Annotated in this window: 19 protein-coding genes and 1 pseudogene; 9 read left to right on the forward strand and 11 right to left on the reverse strand. The window is 52.0% G+C overall.

All coding sequences use genetic code 11. The features are described 5' to 3' along the window. Positions 1–6: 6 nt before the first annotated feature. On the reverse strand, positions 7–1,242 hold the full coding sequence (gene moeA, locus ACS18Q_RS17990; RefSeq protein WP_441258139.1) for a molybdopterin molybdotransferase MoeA: 1,236 nt from the start codon (positions 1,240–1,242) through the stop codon (positions 7–9). Positions 1,243–1,391: 149 nt separating this feature from the next. Here moeA and folE point away from each other — a divergent pair, with 149 nt between their 5' ends. Next, entirely contained in the window at positions 1,392–2,045 is a 654-nt protein-coding gene (gene folE / locus ACS18Q_RS17995; protein WP_038152105.1) for a GTP cyclohydrolase I FolE, read from the forward strand. 264 nt (positions 2,046–2,309) lie between these two features. Here the strand turns inward: folE and msrB are convergent, their stop codons facing one another. The 5 genes and pseudogenes from msrB to ACS18Q_RS18020 all read right to left on the reverse strand — a co-directional run bounded on the left by msrB (position 2,310) and on the right by ACS18Q_RS18020 (position 7,410). Continuing rightward, positions 2,310–3,440 carry a peptide-methionine (R)-S-oxide reductase MsrB gene (gene msrB / locus ACS18Q_RS18000; protein ID WP_441258140.1) on the reverse strand — a complete coding sequence of 377 codons (1,131 nt, stop codon included), beginning with the start codon at positions 3,438–3,440 and terminating at the stop codon, positions 2,310–2,312. 133 nt (positions 3,441–3,573) lie between these two features. Next, on the reverse strand, positions 3,574–5,322 hold the full coding sequence (locus ACS18Q_RS18005; protein WP_441258141.1) for a formate--tetrahydrofolate ligase: 1,749 nt from the start codon (positions 5,320–5,322) through the stop codon (positions 3,574–3,576). A gap of 213 nt (positions 5,323–5,535) precedes the next feature. Then, positions 5,536–6,186, reverse strand: a complete 651-nt coding sequence (gene elbB / locus ACS18Q_RS18010; RefSeq protein ID WP_055465329.1) for an isoprenoid biosynthesis glyoxalase ElbB — start codon at positions 6,184–6,186, stop codon at positions 5,536–5,538. Positions 6,187–6,205: 19 nt separating this feature from the next. Continuing rightward, a complete protein-coding gene (locus ACS18Q_RS18015; protein ID WP_014257238.1) occupies positions 6,206–6,391 on the reverse strand; it encodes a hypothetical protein in 186 nt (61 codons plus the stop codon). 101 nt (positions 6,392–6,492) lie between these two features. Next, positions 6,493–7,410 (reverse strand): annotated as a pseudogene (locus ACS18Q_RS18020) (LysR family transcriptional regulator). Positions 7,411–7,508: 98 nt separating this feature from the next. On the opposite strand from ACS18Q_RS18020, the gene yjjG reads away from it, so the two are divergent. Beyond that, positions 7,509–8,183, forward strand: coding sequence for a pyrimidine 5'-nucleotidase (gene yjjG, locus ACS18Q_RS18025; protein WP_143680414.1), 675 nt, complete (start codon positions 7,509–7,511; stop codon positions 8,181–8,183). 45 nt (positions 8,184–8,228) lie between these two features. Here yjjG and rnk read toward each other — a convergent pair whose 3' ends face one another. Next, positions 8,229–8,636 (reverse strand): nucleoside diphosphate kinase regulator, encoded by a 408-nt coding sequence (gene rnk, locus ACS18Q_RS18030; protein WP_004728045.1) that lies wholly within the window; start codon positions 8,634–8,636, stop codon positions 8,229–8,231. 384 nt (positions 8,637–9,020) lie between these two features. On the opposite strand from rnk, the gene ACS18Q_RS18035 reads away from it, so the two are divergent. Then, a complete protein-coding gene (locus ACS18Q_RS18035; RefSeq protein WP_143680415.1) occupies positions 9,021–9,614 on the forward strand; it encodes a DUF1294 domain-containing protein in 594 nt (197 codons plus the stop codon). Positions 9,615–9,679: 65 nt separating this feature from the next. On the opposite strand, the gene phnX is transcribed toward ACS18Q_RS18035, so the two are convergent. From phnX to phnW, 3 genes are read right to left on the reverse strand one after another with little or no spacing between them, the layout of a single operon-like run. Next, positions 9,680–10,495: a phosphonoacetaldehyde hydrolase gene (gene phnX, locus ACS18Q_RS18040; protein ID WP_441258219.1), complete on the reverse strand. Its 816-nt coding sequence runs from the start codon at positions 10,493–10,495 to the stop codon at positions 9,680–9,682. Positions 10,496–10,532: 37 nt separating this feature from the next. Continuing rightward, entirely contained in the window at positions 10,533–11,924 is a 1,392-nt protein-coding gene (locus tag ACS18Q_RS18045) for an aspartate aminotransferase family protein (protein WP_441258142.1), read from the reverse strand. Beyond that, complete coding sequence (phnW, locus tag ACS18Q_RS18050; RefSeq protein ID WP_441258143.1) at positions 11,921–13,027, reverse strand: 2-aminoethylphosphonate--pyruvate transaminase; 1,107 nt, start codon at positions 13,025–13,027, stop codon at positions 11,921–11,923. The genes ACS18Q_RS18045 and phnW overlap by 4 nt, the downstream gene beginning before the upstream one ends. Before the next feature lie 256 nt (positions 13,028–13,283). Here phnW and ACS18Q_RS18055 point away from each other — a divergent pair, with 256 nt between their 5' ends. From ACS18Q_RS18055 to ACS18Q_RS18080, 6 genes are all read left to right on the forward strand, one after another. Then, positions 13,284–14,291: a putative 2-aminoethylphosphonate ABC transporter substrate-binding protein gene (locus tag ACS18Q_RS18055; protein WP_315917481.1), complete on the forward strand. Its 1,008-nt coding sequence runs from the start codon at positions 13,284–13,286 to the stop codon at positions 14,289–14,291. 186 nt (positions 14,292–14,477) lie between these two features. Further along, positions 14,478–15,578 (forward strand): putative 2-aminoethylphosphonate ABC transporter ATP-binding protein, encoded by a 1,101-nt coding sequence (locus ACS18Q_RS18060; protein WP_441258144.1) that lies wholly within the window; start codon positions 14,478–14,480, stop codon positions 15,576–15,578. An 18-nt stretch (positions 15,579–15,596) separates the two neighbouring features. Continuing rightward, positions 15,597–17,303, forward strand: a complete 1,707-nt coding sequence (locus ACS18Q_RS18065; RefSeq protein ID WP_441258145.1) for a putative 2-aminoethylphosphonate ABC transporter permease subunit — start codon at positions 15,597–15,599, stop codon at positions 17,301–17,303. Between the two features lie 66 nt (positions 17,304–17,369). Further along, positions 17,370–18,074 (forward strand): phosphonate utilization transcriptional regulator PhnR, encoded by a 705-nt coding sequence (gene phnR / locus ACS18Q_RS18070; RefSeq protein WP_004728053.1) that lies wholly within the window; start codon positions 17,370–17,372, stop codon positions 18,072–18,074. A 64-nt stretch (positions 18,075–18,138) separates the two neighbouring features. Then, positions 18,139–19,047 carry a multidrug transporter gene (locus ACS18Q_RS18075; RefSeq protein ID WP_441258146.1) on the forward strand — a complete coding sequence of 303 codons (909 nt, stop codon included), beginning with the start codon at positions 18,139–18,141 and terminating at the stop codon, positions 19,045–19,047. A 133-nt stretch (positions 19,048–19,180) separates the two neighbouring features. Then, positions 19,181–20,305, forward strand: a complete 1,125-nt coding sequence (locus ACS18Q_RS18080) for a M14 family metallopeptidase (RefSeq protein ID WP_014257249.1) — start codon at positions 19,181–19,183, stop codon at positions 20,303–20,305. Positions 20,306–20,475: 170 nt separating this feature from the next. On the opposite strand, the gene ACS18Q_RS18085 is transcribed toward ACS18Q_RS18080, so the two are convergent. Further along, on the reverse strand, positions 20,476–21,255 hold the full coding sequence (locus tag ACS18Q_RS18085) for a siderophore-interacting protein (protein WP_143680424.1): 780 nt from the start codon (positions 21,253–21,255) through the stop codon (positions 20,476–20,478). Positions 21,256–21,435: the final 180 nt, after the last annotated feature.

The following is a 21,435-nucleotide window of genomic DNA, read 5'->3' on the forward strand; positions in this document are numbered from 1 at the left end:
AAGCTCCTAGTATAAGGTTGCGTTAAACAGCTGAATGTTGACGGTTTCGCCAGCTTCGACTCGGCCGCGTTCGCGTTCGAGCACCACAAAGCAGTTCGCCAAGCTCATCGAGCGGAATGCGCCGGAGCTTTGGTTTCCAGTGGTTTCAACCACGAACTGACCGTTTTCGATGCGGTAAATGCCGCGTTGGTAATCGGTGCGCCCAGGGGCTTTCTTGAAGGTGGTGCGGGTGATGGCCGGAATTGACTCAGGCGCTGTCCATTCGGAGTGCCCCGACAGTTTTGCCAGCATCGGTTGCACCAGAACGTACATGGTCAGAACCGCGGAGACTGGGTTACCCGGCAGGCCGCAGAACCAAGCGTTTTCCAGTTCGCCAAATGCGAACGGTTTACCCGGTTTAATCGCCAGTTTCCAGAAGCCGATTTGCCCCAGTTGTTCCAGAATATCTTTGGTGTAGTCCGCTTCGCCCACGCTCACACCGCCAGAGGTGACCACCACATCCGCCAAGCTTTGGGCTTTCTCAAACGTGGCTTTTAACGTCTCAGGGCAGTCAGGAATGATGCCGAGATCAATGGCTTCGCAGCCGAAGTTTTCAATCAGCGGCTTAATGCCGTAACGGTTACTATCGTAGATCTGACCTGCATCCAGCGGTTGACCCAGTGGTTTCAACTCGTCACCGGTTGAGAAAAATGCCACTTTCGGTTTGCGATAAACGGTCACATTGGCCACGCCAAGTGTGGCGATCATCGGAATGTCACGGGGTGTGAGGCGCGCGCCTTGATTCAGAACCACATCGCCTTGGTGAATGTCGTCACCGGTCGGACGAATGTTGTCATTCGGTTTGATGTCGGTGTGGCTGAAGGTGACGCCTTGTTCCGACACCGTGGCTTGCTCTTGCATGATCACCGCATCGCAACCGTCCGGAATTTTTGCCCCGGTCATAATGCGCACACAGCTCATGGCTGGCCATTCACCGTCAAAGGGTTGGCCAGCAAACGATTTGCCCGCGACCGGCAGTGGCGTTTGGGTGGCCAATTCGGCGCGGCGCACGGCATAGCCATCCATCGCGGAGTTATCAAACGGCGGCACGTTAATCGGAGAGAGAATATCTTCAGCAAGGACAAAACCGAGTGCGTCGGCAAGGGGAAGCGTCAGTGTGGTTTGAATCGGAGTGATGCGCGAGAGCATTTTGTCCAGCGCGTCTTCAATTGGCATTAAGCCGGGAGCGTCACAACAGCCCATGATGAAATCCTATGGTCTTCATTTTTGAGGAGTACTTTAGCACACAAAGCCCAGTGGCAATAATGTCCACCGATAAAATATGGGTGTAATTATTAAAAAATCCGAGTATCCTTGTCAGCCATCCGAAAGGGTTAATATGAGGTAAGGTAATGTCAGGTTTGAGCGAATCCGCGAAGTTAGTAAAAGATGCGCTGGAACGTCGTGGTTTGGAAACACCAATGCAACCAAACACGATCAGTCGAGATGAGAAAAAAGAACGCATTGAACACCATATGCGTGAAATTCTGACTCTCTTAGGACTGGACCTCACTGACGATAGCCTTGAAGAAACCCCGCATCGAATCTCGAAGATGTACGTCGATGAGATCTTCTCTGGTCTGGATTACCACAACTTCCCGAAAATTACGGTCATCGAAAACAAGATGAACGTGAGCGAAATGGTGCGTGTGAAAGACATTACCGTGACCAGTACCTGTGAGCACCACTTGGTGACCATCGATGGGAAAGCGGCGGTGGCGTATATTCCGCGTGGCAAAATTATCGGCCTGTCGAAAATTAACCGCATTGTGCGTTTCTTTGCGCAGCGCCCGCAGGTGCAAGAGCGTATGACGCAACAAATTCTGGTTGCGCTGCAAACCCTGTTGGAATCAGAAGACGTGGCCGTCACCATCGATGCGACGCACTACTGCGTGAAATCACGTGGTGTGATGGATGCAACTAGCGAAACCACAACCACGGCGCTTGGTGGCATTTTTAAGTCTAACCCCGCAACCCGCGCTGAATTTCTGCACGGCTTGCGGTAAGTACACAAATATTCAATGAAAAAGGACATCCGAGGATGTCCTTTTTTGTCTCTGATAGTCAAGCGAATGGCGCTTTTTACGCTTCACTGGCTTGTGGCATCAACAGCATGTCATGGCCTTCCTGCATCGAGCTTTCATCGTGTGTCGCTTTGAAGTAGATATTACAAGTGCAAGTTGAAACGCCCAGTCAAACACGTGACCGGGCGCTTAGGTATCAACATGCTGCGGTGGTCAATTCATTTGTCACCACATCACGTTCAGTATTTATTTGAACAGTTTCAAGTATTCCCCATAGCCTTGGGCTTGCATCTCCGCTTTAGGCACAAATCGCATCGCAGCGGAGTTCATACAATAGCGCAAACCTGTCGGCGCAGGGCCGTCATTAAACACATGGCCCAAGTGGGATTGACCAAAGCGGCTGCGCACTTCGGTGCGAGTGTAAAACAGGGTGTTGTCGTCTTTGGTCACGATATACGCTGGGTTAATTGGCTTGGTGAAACTGGGCCAACCCGTGCCGGATTTATATTTGTCCGTGGATGAGAACAGCGGCTCGCCGGAAACGATATCGACATAAATGCCTTCCGCTTTGTTATCCCAATACTCGTTTTTAAACGCGTGCTCGGTGCCTTCTTCTTGCGTGACGTAGTACTGTAAATCCGTCAGTTTGGCTCGAATCTCTTTATCCGACGGGCGAGTGTAAGCTTTCGCACTGCGGATGCCTTTGCTTTCATCGATGATTTGGCGCAGCGTTTTGGGGTGTTCAACGCGATCTTCACCAAAAATCGTATCTAAGTACTGATCGCGGCCAGAGGCGTAGCGATAGTATTTGTAGCGCAGGGCGCTCTTTTTGTAGAAATCCTGATGGTACTCTTCAGCAGGCCAGAACTGTTTAAAGGCGATCAGTTCGGTTTTGAGCGGTTTTTTGAAGACACCAGACTCGTCGATCGCTTTCATAAAGCGTTCAGCAATCTGTTTTTGCTGCGCGTTATGATAGAAAATCGCCGGGCGATATTGGTTCCCTCGATCAACAAATGAACCTTGATCGTCGGTGGGGTCGATATGGCGGAAGAAATGGTCCAATACCTGTTCATAGCTGACTTTGTCGGCGTCATACGTGACCTGAATTGATTCAATGTGACCGGTGGAACCTGACGAGACTTGCTTATAGGTCGGATTATCGACATGGCCACCGGAATACCCTGAGACAACGGTAATCACGCCGTCGAGTTTTTCCATGTCAGATTCAGTACACCAAAAGCAGCCACCGGCCAGTGTTGCGACTTCTTCATGACTGGCGTGTTTGCTGGTGGCAGACGTGTCTGCTTGGGAGAAAAACGATACAGAAAGTGGTACGGCGACCAGTAAGGCAAACAAAAATAACGTAATGCGTTTCATGGCGGTTCTTACTCGTTTTGTTGAACGGATATACGAAAAGAACGGCACACGGTCGGAAAAATTTCAAATCGAATGCAAAGAAAAAAGCTTCGCGGTGGCGAAGCTCTTCAATGGGGTGATGTGGCCTGAGTGTTTAACTCAAGCCGATGATGCGGCCTTGGTTGTCGATATCTAGCCCCATAAACGCTGGTTTCTCGGGCAGCCCCGGCATGGTCATCACGTTGCCGCATAAGGCATACACAAATTCCGCGCCTGCGCAGAGTTTCAGCTCGCGAATGGGAACATCAAATCCGCTGGGCGCACCCTTGTGCGCCGAATCTGTGGTGATCGACAGCGGCGTTTTTGCCAAACAGACGGAGAGGTGACCAAACCCGCCAGTTTGTAGCGCTTCAAGCTGTGCATGCGCTTTGTCGCTCAATGTGACGGAGCCTGCGCCGTAGCCCTTTATTGCGACCGCTTTGAGTTTCTCAAGCAACGGGGCGTCGGGTGCATACAGCGGCGTAAAGTGTGCGGATTTACTGCACTGCGTGACCACGTGTTCGGCCAGTTCGCGTGTGCCTTCTCCACCTTTGGCGAATCCTTCCGACAGGGCCACCAGCACATCGTTGGGCAGCGCTTCAATCATCTGTTTGAGCTGCGCCAGCTCTTCATCACTATCTTGCGGAAAGCGGTTAATCGCCACGACCGCAGGAATGCCGTATTTGTTGACGTTGTTGATGTGCCATTTGAGGTTTTCAAAACCCGCGATTAAAGCGTCACGGTCGGGTGTAAACAGGCTTTCAGGGACTGGTTGCCCTGGGCGCAGATCATAATGGCCGGAGTTGGCTTTCAAGCCGCGCAATGTTGCAACGATGACTGCGCAATCAGGCGTTTTGCCCGACGCGCTGGCTTTGATGTTACACGCTTTTTCAAAGCCCATATCAGAGCCGAAACCACCTTCTGTTACGGTGTAGTCGGCGAGGCGTGTGGCGATGTCATCGGCAATGATGGAAGAGTTGCCGTGCGCGATGTTGGCAAATGGACCGGCGTGAATCAGCGTCGGCACGCCTTCCAGAGTTTGCATTAAGGTGGGTTGAATCGCCTCTTTCATGCTGACGGCCATGGCGCCTGCAACTTTCAGATCTTCGGTGGTCACCGGTTGACCATCTAGGTTGTAGCCGACCACGATGTTGCCGATGCGGCGACGCAAGTCTGTGAGATCTTTTGCCAGTGCAAGAATCGCCATCAATTCCGAAGCGGCCGAGATATCAAAGCCGTCTTCACGCTCGTAACCGTTGATGGTTTTGCCGGCTTCATTGCGTCCGACAGTGACCATGCGCAGCGCGCGATCGTTGTGATCCATCACGCGCTTCCAGACAATGCGTTTGGGGTCAAGACGCAGGGCAGGCATGCCTGTTCTTGCTGCAAAATCGTCATACCCGTGGCGCTGCTCGTGGTAGATGCGCGCATCAATCGCTGCGGCGGCGAGGTTGTGCGCGGCCGTCACGGCATGAATATCGCCGGTTAAGTGCAGATTCAGCTCTTCCATCGGTGCAACCTGTGAATAACCGCCACCGGCAGCGCCCCCTTTAACGCCGAAAATCGGCCCCATCGACGGTTGACGAATACAGGCCATCACCGAATGTTGTAAACGAGCCAAACCTTGCGCCAGACCAATCGTGGTGACGGTTTTGCCTTCGCCCAGCGGCGTTGGCGTGATGGCGGTGACCAAAATGAATTTTCCGGCAGGTTGATCGTGTAGGCGGTCGAGACAGTGAAGCGAGACTTTGGCTTTATAACGGCCTTGGCTTTGGAACTCTTCAGGGAGCAGTCCGGCTTGATGGGCGATCTGCTCAATAGCAGTCAACGACGTGGAGCGACAAATTTCGATATCTGGCAGCATAAAACCCTCATCATGGCGATGAAACTGGTTAGGAAAACGTTTGCGTCGCGATAATAGCTTTAAATATGAGCTTGTAAAGGGGAATTATCGAGACGATTGTTTTGCAAGGCCGGAATTCTAAACCATTCCTGATGTTGATCAAACGTCTGCAACGGAATTTGCTGGGGAAGGGTGTAAAGAAAATAGGCGCTGAGCGTCAGCGCCTGCGTGGGATTAGGCAAGCTTGATTAACGCTGCGACAAGGCGATCAATGCCCGCTGCGGCTTGAGAGATGTTTTCAGCCAGCATGTACGCGGGAGTGGACAGGACGTTGTGTTTTTGGTCGAACACAAAGTCGTCGACCGGGCAGGTGACGTGCTCGCCGCCCATTTTACGGAACGCGCTGGCGGTGTCTGGATCGCTGCCGATGGTGCCTTCCACACCATGTTCGTAAATCATGGGAATGATGGTGGGCGCAATGCAAAGGTATGCCGCAGGTTTACCCGCTTGTGCGAAGGCACGACACGCCGTGGCAACGTGGGTGTTGATACTGCATTCAGACCCTTTGAGCGCAAAATCGGTGAGGTTTTTCGCTGCGCCAAAACCACCCGGTAGCAGCAGCGCATCGTAATCGTCCACTTTGAGTTTAGCCACATCTTCAATGTGACCACGGGCAATCCGAGCGGCTTCAACCAACACGTTGCGTTTCTCATCCGTGGCTTCGCCGGTGAGGTGGTTGACCACGTGCATTTGATCAATGTTGGGCGCGAAACAGTGCCAAGTGGCACCATGTTTTTCAATCGCGTGGAGGGCAAGCACCGATTCATGAATTTCGGCGCCATCGAATACACCACATCCACTCAATATCACAGCTACTTTTTTCATCGGTCGGTTCCTTAATCGTCTAAACGGCGGCGTCTTTCTTGCGCTTTCGGCCTGATTCTGCAGGTGATGTTTGCTTATCTTCTAAGTCTAGTTGAGGTGATGATTCATGTTGTTGTTCGTCGTCGCGAATTTCATCATCCGTTTCGGGATAATGCTTCACCACGAAAGGCATCAGCATGACTGAGGAAGGCAAGAAGTGTTTCATCGATGACTCCGACGTTGGGGAAAACACCCGTTATAAGCCCAGCATGAGCCTCGGTCTTTGCGCTAAATCACTGTCCCTTAGTGTTTTCTGAGATTGACTGCTCAGAAGATGCGTTGATCCCAATACGGCTGATCGGTGCCTAGTTTTTCGCTAATGAACTCCATAAAAGCGCGCACTTTGTGCGGCAGATGTTTGCGTTCGGGAAACACGGCGTAAATTGCGTGCTCGGGCAGCGGGTAATCGGTCATGATGGCGTGCAGCTTACCAGCGCGAATGTCTTTACTTACCAAAAAAGTTGGCAGTTGGCCGATGCCCAATCCATCAAGCAGGGCGCGGCGAATCGCTTCGCTGTTGTTGACGCTGAGGTTCCCGGTTGGAATCACTTTGAAATCCGACCCGTTTTGGGTGAAGGTTCATTCGCTGCCCCCTCGAAAGTACGAGTACACCAAGCAGTTGTGTTGCAGTAAATCCGCTGGTTTCTGCGGTGCAGGGTGCCGGCTGAGATAATCAGGTGAGCAGCACAACACGCTACGACAGCGCACTAATCGTTTGGCTACGAGGTTAGAGACTGGCAAATGGCCGATACGAATGGCGAGGTCAAAGCCGCCTTGCACTAAATCGACCATCTGATCTTCCAATTGCAGATCGATTTCGACTTTCGGGTAGCGGGTGAGAAACTCGGCAATGAGGGTCGCGACATGCAACACGCCAAACGACATGGGCGCTGTGATCTTCAGTTTACCTTGGGGTTCACCTTGTAGTTCAGTGACCGCGTCACTGCCTTGCTGTGCAAAGCTCAGTGCTTGGGACACATGGTAATAATAGCGTTCGCCCGCTTCAGTGAGGCTCAGTTTACGCGTGGTGCGGTTGAGCAGGCGAATGCCCAACTCATCTTCAAGTTGCGTCACGCGTTTGCTCACGGCAGACTTGGTGATGCTGAGTTTCTCGGCGGCGCTGGAGAAACTGCCGCATTCTACGACGGCAACGAAAATCGGAATGGCGGCAAATGTGTTATCCATCATTGTTGAGATATTCTTAACAAAAAGTTTCCATTCACAGAGATTAACATCTAACGGAAAACAATCTAGACTGAGCGCGACATTTTGAGGAAACCAACATGAAGTACGATTGGATCTTATTTGACGCTGACGAGACCCTGTTTCATTTCGATGCCTTTCAAGGGATGCAGCTGATGTTCGCGCGCAAAGGCGTGGATTTTACTGAACAAGACTTTCACCACTACCAACAGGTCAACAAGCCGTTGTGGGTGGATTATCAAAACGGCACCATTACCGCGGCCGAGCTCAAGCACATTCGCTTTGAGTCTTGGGCACAAAAACTGGAAACGACCACCGCAGAACTCAATAGTGCGTTTTTGAGCGCAATGGCAGACATTTGTACCTTGCTGCCCGGCGCCAAAGAGCTGATGGAAGCCCTCAAAGGCAAAGCCAAATTGGGCATTATCACCAATGGGTTTACGGAATTACAGGATGTGCGTTTGACCAAAACGGGCATGAAAGACTATTTCGACCACATTGTGATCTCGGAAGAAGTTGGCATTGCGAAACCGGACGCAGGGATTTTCGCACATGCGATGGCGGTGATGGGCAACCCGGAAAAAGCGCGCGTGCTGATGGTGGGGGATAACCCGCATTCAGACATTTTGGGTGGGCTGAATTTTGGGATTGAAACATGCTGGTTGAATGTACATCAGCAGCCAAAACCCGAAGGTATCGATGCACATTATGAAGTGCGTTCACTGCATGAATTGAAAGAGATTCTGATTGCTTAAATCGCTCCTGGTGCAAAGCGAACACTTTGCACCGGATTCCCGCTGTTAACGGTTGAAATCGCCTTCACGTTCAGGCTGATACACCACTTCGATAATCTCAATGGTCTTCTCAGCGCCGCCAGGCATTGGCCATGTTAACGTTTGACCGGCCGCTAATCCCAGCAATGCGCTGCCGACAGGGGCAAAAATCGAAATATCGTCACTATTTTTCACTTCGTGTGGGTAGACCAGATTCTTCTGAATGATCTCGTCTTTTCCGGTGAACTTAAAACGCACCGTTGAGTTCATGCTCACAACATTGTCTGGCATGTCCTGCGGTTCGTTGATGGTTGCTCGGTCGAGTTCATCTTCCAGCTTTTCCAATTCGGGTGACAGTTTGGGCATCTTCTCCAGCAGAGCGCTGATGCGGTCCATGTCCAGAGTTGAAACCACGATGGTATGGTGATTCGGCATTTATTTTCTCCAAAAAGAAATACCGCCCTGACAGGTCAGGGCGGCATAAAACCAACAAGGGTTATCGAATTCATAAGGTGGTAGCTCAAACCTTAGTCTTTGTAATTTAAGAATTCAATCGATATGCACACAGTTTTTAAGTAATAAATTGTGTATGTTTGTAAATAGTGATGTTCTTTTATCCACCCCTTCAGCCCCCCAGCAGAGTGAAGAAAAAGGTGATCCTTGGCTTGATCTTCGTTCTGAGTACTGACTACGCTTTACTTGAGGTCGTGTGAGCGCCCTCAGGAGCTTTGCATCAAACCAATGACTATTCAGCAAAGTGACGGCTAGGCGAAATACGTGCTGCCCTAGTAGACAGGGCGGGATGAGTATGGGTTTAACATGGCTATTTCAGGCAAAATTTCAGAATGGAATGACGCGAAAGGGTACGGCTTTATCACGGTCGATAACTATCGCGGCAAAATCTTCTTTCACATTTCCGATGTGCAAGGTCATGGCCGACGGCCAAAAATCAACGAAGCGGTTCACTTCAAATTGGCAAAAGAGTCCAACGGTTCTTTGCGTGCGATCGACATTGAACGACCGATGGTTTACGGGTTATCTCTCGCTTTGTCAGTGTGGTTCATCACCGTCCTTTTTGCCAGTATTTATCTGGTGAACTACCCGCCAATCATTGTGCTGTTTTACATTCTGATCAGCGCCATCACCTATGTCGTGTATGCGTTTGATAAAAGCGCCATGCTCAACAATGAATGGCGCATTTCGGAATGGTTGTTGCACGCGTTGTCGTTACTGGGAGGCTGGCCGGGCGCGTTGATGGCACAGGCCTTTTTGCGTTTCAAAACGTTAGAACAGCCATTTCGACTGATTTTTTGGCTGACGGCACTGGCGAATTTTTCCGTGTTTTTGTACACCTTAACTGGGCACGGTGCTGCCACGCTCGCGCAGCTGATCGTGCGTTTGCAAGTGTTCTAAGCATAAAGTCTGCGCTTCACATCAACGCGGTTGTGGAAACAAAAAACGGGCCAAGGCCCGTTTTTTTAGGGGCGTTCACCCGCGAGTAATCGGCGTTCGATATCCGCTACCACGGCCGGAAAATCGGCGATGGTGTCAATCAGGTAATGGGGATTGGCTTGTGAGAGTTTGTCGCGAGCGCGAACGCGGGCGGCGTTGAGTGTGGCTTCGTCGGCAGAAAGATACGCTTGTTCGGTGAGTCCCGCTTCGTTGCCCGACAGCAGCAATCCGACCGTCCACATACCGGCGTTGTGGCCTTCATCAATGCCGGGCACCGCATCATCGACTTTGATGCAGGCGCGCACATCCGTCACGCCAAGTTCAATCACATTTTTGAGTGCCATGAACGGCGCAGGGCGACCCCCTTGCGGCAGATCATCGGTTGCGACCACATAATCTGGTTGATAACCGTATGCCTCTGCTGCTGGGATCAACACATCCATCACTTGGCGCGGATAGCCGGAGCAAGAGCCGATTTTGATGCCACGTTGCTTAAGCGCGTTCACCACTTCAATTGCGTGTGGAATCGGCGCGGCGTGATCCGCCACTTTGGCAATTTGCAGCGGCATAAACGCGGCGTAAATGGCATCGATGTCCGCGCTACTCATGGCGCGGCCCATTTGCTGCTCCCAGCGTTGCGTCACGTCCGGCAGTCGGCCAACGGCCTGAATGTGATCCCATTTGCCTAATCCCATGGGCACGCGGGCTTCATCGAGTGAAATTTCAAAATCAAAACCTTGCTGAAAGGCTTCGACGAAAATCGTTGTTGGGGCGAAAGATCCGAAGTCGACAATGGTGCCAGCCCAGTCAAAAATAACGGCTTGAATTGGTGAATGCATGATGGTTTCCTTAAACGGTTTGCTTTATGAACGGTTTGCTTTACGAATGCTTGATGGCGTAGCCAAATGTGGCGCTGATTTCTTGGAGTGCGGATTCGAAGATCGCGAGTGCGTCATCAAGTTCAGCACGCTCGATGACCAGCGGAGGGCTGAGTTGAATCACATTCCCCTGCGACACCTTAAAGCTCAATCCGTGGTTGAGGCAGTGATAGAGCACCGCTTCGGCTTCATCGTATGCGCGCTGTTGGCTGGTGAGGTCTTTCACCAGCTCCACGCCCCACAATAAGCCGATGCCGCGCACATCGCCGATCAACGCATAGCGCTGCTTCATCGCGTGTAGGCGTTGGTGCAAATAGTGGCCGTCGCGTTGTATTTTGCTCAGTAGCTGTTGCTGTTCAATGACTTCGATGGTGGCGAGCGCAGCGGCGCAGCCCAGCGGGCTTTTTTCGTGTGTGTAGTGCCCCAATGACACCGCAGCAGCGGTGTTGTATTGGTCTTTGGTGATCAGCGCCGCCATGGGCATGATGCCGCCGCCCAAACCTTTGCCGATGCACAGGATGTCCGGTTCGATATCAAACGCCTGATGAGTGAACCAGTGGCCGCTGCGTCCCATGCCGTTGGGAATGTCATCAATGATGAGCAACACGCCGTGTTTGTCGCAGATTTCACGCACGCGCTTCCAGTACGCGCGGCTGGGCACTTGCACGTCGGTATTGCGCACCGCTTCAGCGATAAACGCGCCAACGCCGCCTTCTTTTTCAATCACATATTCCAAGTAGTCGGCGTAGTGAACGTCGCTGCCGTCTTCGCGAGGGAAAGCGCCACGGTAGCTCACCGCTGGAGGAATGCGCTCGACGCCCGCCAGCAACGGCCCCATGTTGTGGCGAAAACAGGCTTCGCCGCCAACAGAAATGGCATCCAGTGACGCGCCGTGAAACGCATCCCACAGCGACACGACTTTAAAGTTCTGTGTGACGTGGCGAGCGAGTTTCAGCGCCATGCCAATCACCGAGGTGCCACCAGGGGCAAATAGCACGCGATTGAGTTCACCGCCGCAAATCTCAGTCAGTTTTTCGGCGCATGCCACCGCAATCGGATTGGTAAATCGGCGCGGCGAGAACGCCAAGGTTTGCATTTGCTGAGTCACTTTTTCGAGTACATGCGGGTGGCTATACCCCAGCTGATGCACGTTGTTGCCATGAAAATCGAGATAGCGTTTGCCAGCCAAGTCGTCTAGGTACACATCGCGCGCGGCACCCAGCGCGTTGAGGCACGGTGTCGACATCGCCTGATGAAGAAACACATTCGCATCGCGCTCAAGCAGCGATCGCGTGTCGGGGTGTTGCAGGTTGCGACCCCATTGCTCGCGTGCGGGCGTGGTGTTGATGTCGCCCTCGCTGCGCCAATGAGTTTCGGATTTCGCGTGGCTCATGAGGCTACGTTCCAGTACATGGCGTTTTGCACGGCTTCAATCAGGCGCTCAATGTCGTGTGGATGAACATCCCCGATATTGCCGATGCGAAAACAGTCGGCATGGCTCACTTTCCCCGGATAGATCACAAACCCTTGCGCTTTCAGGCGCTGATAGAATTCGGCAAATTGGTAGTCCGGATGCGTGGGGGAATAGAATGAGGTGATGATGGGCGAATGCAGCGACACATCGAGTAGGGGCGTAAAGCCAAGGGATTGCATGCCGCGCACCAGCGTGGTTTGGTTGGTTTGATAACGCTGGTGACGCGCAGCGATGCCGCCTTCCTGTTCCAGTTCAAGCAGCGCCTGATAAAACGCGCGCACGGTATGAGTTGGCGACGTAAAACGCCATTTGCCGTGGTTTTTCTCCATACACTGCCATTGGTCGTACAAATCGAGGCTCAGTGAACGGGCTTGGCCTTGGCATTGTTCCAGTTCACTCTGCTTGGCAATCACAAATCCAAATCCCGGCACACCTTGAATGCATTTGTTGGCTGAGCTGATCATAAAGTCGATTCCAAGCTCGCCGATATCCATCGGAATGCCACCAAAGCTCGACATCGCATCCACAATCACGGTTTTGCCGTACCTTTTTGCCAGCGCGACGACCTCCGCGATGGGGTTCAACATGCCGGTGGTGGTTTCACAATGCACGATGGCCACATGGGTAATGGTGGCATCTTGCTGAAGGCACGTTTCGATGTGTTCAAGAGACGGTTGCGCAGTTTCACCGGGTGAGACGATGGCACAATCAATGTGCAGGTATGCTGCAATCTGCGCGATTCGGGTGCCGTACGCACCATTATCAACGACCAGCAGCTTGCCGTGTTGGCCTAAGGTGCTGCCGATGGTGGCTTCGACCGACGCGGTGCCGCTGCCTTGCATTAACACTGAGGTGTATCCGCTGTGACGGGTCGCCAACGCCACCAATTTTTGGCGAATCACTTCCACAATGTCTTTGTTGTATTCGTCATCCCACGTACACCAGTCTTTTAACATGGCTTCGCGCACAGTTTCTGTGGTCGACAGGGGGCCAGGGGTGAGCAGCAAGTAGTCGTTTTTCATGTGAACTCCGTTTTGGACTATACCAATAATTTGACGTTACTCTAACAAGGAAAAATCGCTTCGGTAAAGGCAACCAACTCGGATTTCATAAAACTTTAACATCTTCCGTCACGGCTATACGGATCGCCATGCCGCGAATGTAAGTATGAAATGCTCACAAAAATGCCAAATGAACGTCATTGAATCGTCACATAACAGGATTAGCGTAGAAAATAAATCTGGTACATACCAAATTAACTACAACTTGGAGATAACGATGAAAACCCGTTTTATGAAAGGAACTCTGGCTTCACTGGTCGCGTTGTTTGCGGCGCAAGCGTACGCAGCGCAAGAGGTGACGGTGTATACCGCGTTCGAAACCGACATTTTGGCGAAATACAAAACTGCATTTGAAAAAGAGAACCCAGATATCGAAATTAAGTGGGTGCGTGATTCGACCGGTATCATGACGGCCAAGCTATTAGCTGAAAAATCAAACCCACGCGCCGAAGTGGTTTGGGGGCTGGCGGGCTCGTCGATGGCACTGCTGAAAAACGAAGGCATTTTGAAGCCATACACGCCGAAAGGTGCGAATGAACTGCGCGCTAACCTGAATGATCCGCAAGGTCAGCAGGCGTGGTACGGCAATGACGCGTTCTTCAATGCAGTGTGTTTCAACGAAGCGGTTGCCAAACAGTTGAATCTGCCAAAACCAAAAAGTTGGGAAGATCTGACCAAGCCTATTTATAAGGGCCACATCGCGATGCCAAACCCAGCATCTTCGGGCACAGGTTACATGCAGGTGTCGGCTTGGCTGCAAAATATGGGAGAAGATAAAGGTTGGAACTATATGCAGCGTCTGGACCAAAACATCGCGCATTACACCCATTCGGGTTCAAAACCGTGCGTTCAAGCGGGCATGGGTGAAGTGGCGATTGGTATTTCGATGGCAAGTCGCGGCGCGAAGTTGAAAACGCAAGGCGCGCCACTGGATGTCATCATTCCTCAAGGCATCGGCTGGGAATCGGAAGCGGTCGGTCTGGTGAAAGCATCGGATGCGGCAAAACGCGTGGTGGATTGGTCCATCTCCAAAGCAGCCAACGAACTGTACATTGATATGTATCCAGTTGTGGGCCATAAAGATGTCAGCAAAACCGTGGCGAACTATCCGAACGTCGAAAAAGCGATGGCGAAGATGGACTTTGCGCAGATGGGCAACGAGCGCGCCCGCGTGCTAAAAACGTGGTCTGAGAAGTTTGATGCGAAGTCTGAACCTAAATCTTAATGGGTTCGTCAACGCATGATTGAGGAGGCTTTGGCCTCCTTTTTTCGTTTTTTGCGTCACATGTACGGCAATCTTTTGGCTGAATAATCGACTGACACATTCCTGTCATCTCACGTCTATAAAATCGTCACCACAGTGTCATATAGGGATTCTATATTTGGACTATACCAAATTAAGGATCTTGTTATGACCTCACAGCCTTATTTAGAAATTCACAACGTCATCAAACAGTTTGGCCAGTTTACGGCGCTCAAAGGTATCGACCTTCACATTCAGCAAGGAGAGTTTGTCTGCTTTCTTGGCCCCTCGGGCTGTGGCAAAACCACATTGTTGCGTGCCATTGCCGGATTAGACTTACCCACATCGGGCGCCATTTTTCAAAACCAGCACGAGATGACCTTTTTGCCGCCTGAAAAGCGTGATTTCGGCATCGTCTTCCAATCTTACGCGCTGTTTCCCAATTTAACCGTGCAAGAAAACATTGCTATCGGCCTGAAAAATCAGGGACTCTCGACGCGCGAGGCGTTAGAAAAAGTCGATGAGTGGCTGGATACCATCGGTTTGCCAATTTCAGGGCAAAAATTCCCCAATCAACTGTCCGGCGGCCAGCAACAACGTGTCGCGTTGGCGCGTGCATTGGCGCTGTCGCCTGGGCTATTGCTACTGGATGAACCTTTGTCGGCGCTGGATGCCAAAGTTCGCGCCCATCTGCGCGATGAAATTTGCCGTCTGCAACGCAAGCTTGGGATCACCACCATCATGGTGACGCACGATCAGGACGAAGCGTTAACCATGGCCGACCGAATTGTGGTGATGAACCACGGCGTCATTGAGCAGGTTGGCTCGCCTCAAGAGATCTACCAGCAACCGGCCAGCCGATTTGTGGCGCAGTTTGTTGGTCACATGAATTTCATTCCGGCGTCGATGACCACGCCGCTACAAATGCGCGTTGCCGAGTCGCTGATTAGCTTGCCTGCGATTGGCAATGCCAGTGTGCAGCAGGGCGATCACTTTGAACTGGCCGTGCGGCCAGAACAGTTGGCGTTTGTGGAACGCAACAGCAACGCCATGCCGGTGAAGATTGTATCGCTGGAATTTCTGGGGGCATTTTATCGTATTGAGTGCCGTTTTCAGGATGAACCGTCGTTACCAGCGGTACATGTGGACCTCTCGGTGCAACACGTTGTCGATAGCGCGATTCAAGCCGGTGATGTGCGTCATTTGGCGATTCGCGACACCGTGGTTCAGGTCTATCCAACCCGCATGACAACGCGCGATGCTGCCTAAGGTGAGAAAGTGAACGCTATGATTTTATCCAACGCAACCGCCGCCACATCAAGTCGCTGGTGGCAACGCATCAGTCGCGACAACTTGATTTTGGGCGTGACACTGACCGCGCTCTTGTTGTTTATGTGGCTATTCATCTTGATGCCGTTATGGGCCATGTTGGTCAAATCGGTACAAAACCGCGCCGGTGAGTATGTCGGTTTGGCAAACTTTGCGACGTATTTCTCCTCCAACGCTTTGTGGCAGTCGATGGGCAATACGTTCACCGTCGGTGTGCTGGTAACGGTGGTGGTGTCGACGTTGGCATTTGGTTATGCCTACGCGTTAAGCCGTTCGTGCATGCCGATGAAGGGGCTGTTTCAAGTGCTGGGCAGCGCGCCGATTTTGGCGCCTTCGTTGTTGCCCGCGATAAGCCTGATTTTTCTGTTTGGCAATCAGGGCATCTTCAAGTCTTGGCTTGGCGGTGAATCGGTGTATGGATTGATGGGGATTAGCCTTGGGTTGATCTTCTGGACCTTTCCCCATGCCTTGATGATTTTAAATACCTCATTGCGCACGTCTGACGCGCGTTTATACGAAGCGGCGCGCGCGCTGAAAACGCCCGGTTGGAAAACCTTTCTGGTTGTGACGTTGCCCGCCGCCAAATACGGTTTGATCAGCACGCTCATCGTGGTGTTCACGCTGGTGGTGTGTGACTTTGGGGTGCCGAAAGTCATCGGCGGCAGCTACAACGTTTTGGCCACCGACATTTTCAAACAAGTGGTGGGGCAGCAAAACTTTGCCATGGGCGCGGTCACCAGCTTGTTGTTGCTGCTTCCGGCGGCGTTGGCGTTTATCGCCGATCGTTGGGTGCAGAAAAAGCAGAAGACTTTGTTTGATACCCGCTCCGTCGCGTATGTCCCGAGCCCAAATCGCGTGCGTGATTCACTGTGCTTTCTCTATTGCCTGACGGTGTGTGGCGCGATTGTGTTGGTGCTGGGCATGGCGGTGTACGGCTCATTGGTGACGTTCTGGCCATGGAACAAAGCGCTGACGCTCAATAACTACAACTTTGCGGAGATGAGCACCTACGGCTGGAGCCCATATTTCAATTCGCTGATTCTGGCGACCTTTACCGCATTGATTGGCACGGTGGTGATTTTTCTTGGTGCGTATGGCATCGAAAAAGGCCGCGCCTTTGCGCCGGTGCGCCAACTGATGCAGATGCTGAGTGTGGTGCCGATGGCGGTGCCGGGCATGGTGCTGGGGTTGGGATACATTTTCTATTTTAACGATGCCGCCAATCCGCTCAGTGTGCTGTACGGCACCATGGCATTTTTGGTGGTGAACACCATCGTGCATTACTACACCGTGGGGCACATGACGGCGCTGACCGCCCTTAAACAACTGCCCGGGGAAATTGAAGCGACGGCCGCATCGATTAAACTGCCGCAATATCGTTTGCTGTTTAAAGTGACCCTCCCGGTGTGCTTGCCTGCGGTACTGGACATCGCTAGCTATCTGTTTATTAATGCATTGACCACCACTTCTGCGGTAGTATTTCTTTACTCAACAGACACCATCCCGGCATCGGTCTCGGTATTGAATATGGACGATGCAGGGCAAACGGGCGCCGCAGCGGCGATGGCCGTGATGATCATGGGCTCAGCGGCAGGGGCGAAAGTCGTGCATCTGGTGACCGAAAGGCTGCTGACCAAACGCACCCAAGCTTGGCGCAAACGCTAAGCGCTAAGCCCAAAGTTCAAGGTTCAATGACCGCGATTGAGTGATAAACGAGTAATAAGGAATCACGTGCAATACGTAAAAATTAAAGATGCCATCGTGGAGCAAATCGACGCGGGCATGCTCACCCCAAGACAGAAATTACCCGCTGAGCGAAAGTTGGCCGAGTCGTTCGATACCACGCGCGTCACGCTGCGCGAAGCGCTGTCGCTGTTGGAAGCGGAAGGGAAAATTTACCGAGAAGATCGCCGCGGCTGGTTTATCTCACCAGAGACGCTGCGCTACGATCCGTCCCAAACGCTCAATTTCACCAACATGGCATTGGCGCAAAATCGCCAACCGAACACGGAACTCTTGAGCGCCAAAGCGGTGATCGCCAACAAACAGGCGACCAAGTTACTGAACCTCAAACCATTTTCAGATGTGTATCGCGTCGATCGAGTGCGGTATCTGGAAAATCGTCCTGTGGTGTATGTGACCAACTACATTCGCCCGGAACTGTTTCCCAATTTGCTTGATTTCGATTTGTCGAATTCACTGACGGATATCTATCGCGAGCACTTTGGCACCCAGTATCAAACCATTCGTTATCGCATCACGACCAGTTCTTTGTTGGGCGAGACTGCGCAGGCGCTGCGGGCCACCGCGGGCACCCCCGCCATGGTGGTGGAGCGTGTGAACTACAACCAAAATGGCGACTTGATTGACTGCGACATTGAGTATTGGCGTCATGATGCAATTAGCATTGAATCGGTCGCGCAGTTGAGCCGTTAAAAGCAAAACGAACAGGTCTTAGGGCTCCGCACGGAGCCTTTTTCTTCGAAGTAAGGAAGCTGCCATGGACGTCCTAGCGATAGGGTTAGTGGTTTTTTCAGCTGTATTGCACGCAGGCTGGAACATTCTGGGCAAAAGTCACGCTGGTTCAGGCGTCGCGTTTACCATGGCGGCCAGTCTCTCCGCGTGTTTGTTGCTGACGCCGTATCTCATTTGGTATCTCGTGACCGTTGGCTGGACAACGCTACCCCCGGCATTTTGGGGCTTGCTGCTCATCAGCGGCTTGGCGCAGATGGTCTATCTGGTAGGACTGATTGTGGCGTATAGACACGCCGATGTGGGCGTGATTTACCCCATCGCACGCGCACTGCCGGTGATGATGGTCGGCGCGCTCAGCATGTGGCTTGGCCACACCTTAACGCAATTCCAATGGCTTGGTTTTGTACTCATCACGTTGGGATGCATGCTGGTGCCGCTCACGGGGTTTCGTCAGTTTACGCCGCGCTCGTACTTCAATGTCGGGGTGTTGTGGGCCTTGGTGGCGGCACTTGGCACGACGGGCTATTCCGTGATTGATAAAGAGGCACTGCTTTTACTGACTCAAGCCGCAGGCGAAGTGCTGGGCAACTCCTACAGCGCGATTTTTTATCTGGGGGTTCAATTCTGGGCCATGGTGCTGCCGGTGATTTTGTGGTGTGTGGTGACGGGCAACCGTAAAGAGCTACAGCGCGCATGGCAAATCCGTAAAGCCGCGAGTATGGCCGGAGTGATGATGGCGTCGACCTATGGATTGGTGCTGTTTGCCATGACCATGACCGACAACGTCAGCTTAGTCGTGGCGCTGCGCCAAATCAGTATCGTGATGGGCTTGTTCATGGGCGTGTGGTTTCTGGCAGAGAAATGGCACTACACGCGCGGCGCGGGCGTGGTGTTGATCCTCTCCGGGATCGTTTTGACACTGGGCAAAGTATAAACGTCCTCAAAGCGCGTATTCAAACAGTGATTCCTGCCAGCCACCGATTGGAAATGTGCGCAAAGTAATAGGGACGTATTCTCATTTGTGATAGCCTCTGCGCTTCAGTTCAGATTCAATAGGTGAATCCCTCATGAAAATATTCAGCAACTTCGACAGCGGCAGCATTCACGTTGTCAGCGCGGACAACAAAGACGATATTCAACTGAAGATCCCGAACGATAACATGTCGGAGTTCTATCAATGGTTCCACTTTCGTCTCGAAACACAAGCCGAAGCATCGCACACCATCAAACTGCTCGATCTGGCCAAATCGGCGTATCCGGAAGGCTGGCAGGGCTACGATGTGGTGGCGTCTTACGATCGTGAAGAGTGGTTCCGCATTCCGTCTGAATTTGATGGCGACACCCTGACATTCACGGTGATCCCTGAGCGCAGCTCTATCTATTTCGCGTATTTTGCGCCGTACAGCTACGATCGTCACCTTGATCTGCTGCACATGGCGCAAAGCGCGCACTATTGCCAGTTGGAAACGCTGGGTCATACACTCGACGGCAACGACATGAGCTTGCTGACGTTTGGTGAGCCAGATGAAGGCAAAAAGAAAATCTGGGTGATTGCACGCCAGCACCCAGGTGAAACCATGGCCGAATGGTTTGTGGAAGGGATGATTCAGCGTCTGTTGGATGACAACGACACCGTGGCGCGCGCATTGTTGGAAAAAGCGGTGCTGTACGTGGTGCCGAACATGAACCCGGATGGCGGGGTGCGTGGTCACCTGCGCACTAATGCGGTCGGCGTGAACCTCAACCGCGAATGGCAAACGCCATCGATGGAAAAGAGCCCGGAAGTTTACTTGGTGCGTGAGCGCATGCTGCAAACCGGCGTCGACATGTTCCTTGATATCCACGGGGACGAAGCGATTCCATACAACTTTGTGGCTGGTTCTGAAGGCATTCCTTCTTACAATGAAGAACTGGCGGCATTGGAAACGGCATTCAAACAAGCACTGCTGACGATTACGCCAGAGTTTCAAGATGACATCGGCTACGACAAAGACGAAGCGGGCAAAGCGAATCTGACGGTTGGCTCGAATTGGGTTGCCGAGCAATTCCACTGCCTGTCTTACACCGTCGAAATGCCATTTAAAGATCACAATAATCATCCGGATCCGCTATACGGATGGTCGCCAGAACGCAGTGTGCTATTTGGTCAGGACATGCTGGCAGCCGTTCTTGCTGTATCAGATAAGATCTAATTCAAGCCAAATGTTGATATCGAAAGCCAGCGCCATGTCGCTGGCTTTTTTGTCGTTGTTCCTGACATCAACAGGAAGCAGACATAAAAATTAATCGGTAGCAGACATAAAAAATGGCCCGAAGGCCATTGAGGGGGGAAGTGTTGTGACACTTCTTAAGGTTCGGTTGCCTAGCTGTTGGCTTCTGCGTCTTCGCGTTTAATTACTTTGTGACCATCTTCGCTGACGCCGTTTTTCCAGTAGCTGCTGATGTAGATGTGTTCGCGGTCAATCTCTTTCTCATTGCGGAAGTATTGACGCAGCGCGCGCATCGATTCAAATTCACACGCACACCACACCGAACATTGTCCATCAAGCCAAGGCTGCGCTTTCACCGCTTCAACTAACGGCGTGCCAACACTCCAAATGACCTTGACGCCCGCTGGTGCGTTGAGTGCTTGCTTGTCGTCTTCATCGTCGATTTCAATCACTGCGTAACCTTGCGTGTTGGCGCTTAAGTTTTCGAGCGTGACGGAAAGTGCAGGCAGGGCAGTCATGTCGGCTGCCATAAAGACCCAATCTGCTTCGGTATTGAGGCCTTGGCTTTTCCCTGGGCCACCGAGCGAAATGGTATCACCCACTTGAACTTGCTCGGCCCAGCGCGCTGCAAAGCCGCACGATTGGTCTTCTGTAATATGGCGCACAAAGTCGACCACAATGCTGTTGGTTTGTGGGTCAAACTGACGAATGGTGTAGGTGCGCATCAGGGGGCGAGCCTCATCGCCTAGAGTGCTGATATCCGTGCCGCCATCGGGCGTAAACAGCAGTTTGATGTAGCCGCCTTCACTCTCTTTACCAAAGTGAGCGATGGCATCGCCTTGTAGCGTGATGCGTTGGAAATGCTTAGAAATGGTTTGGGAATCTGTGACGGTTAGAGCATGGAAGCTTCGTTTTTGTGGTTTATTTTGCATAGTAGCTCATCAATGTAACGACTTTATATTGGCTGTAACCTTAACGTTAATTGCTGACTTCGGCAATGATAATTGTTGTCATTTACCTAAATTTACACTTAACACCAAATGACCCATTAACAGTCGATATATGACCCATATCGTTTCCATCATTGAACACAATGACACAGCGACTCAACA

It is taken from the genome of Vibrio sp. Vf1514, assembly GCF_052076135.1.
In the GTDB taxonomy this organism is placed as follows: Bacteria; Pseudomonadota; Gammaproteobacteria; order Enterobacterales; family Vibrionaceae; genus Vibrio; species Vibrio furnissii.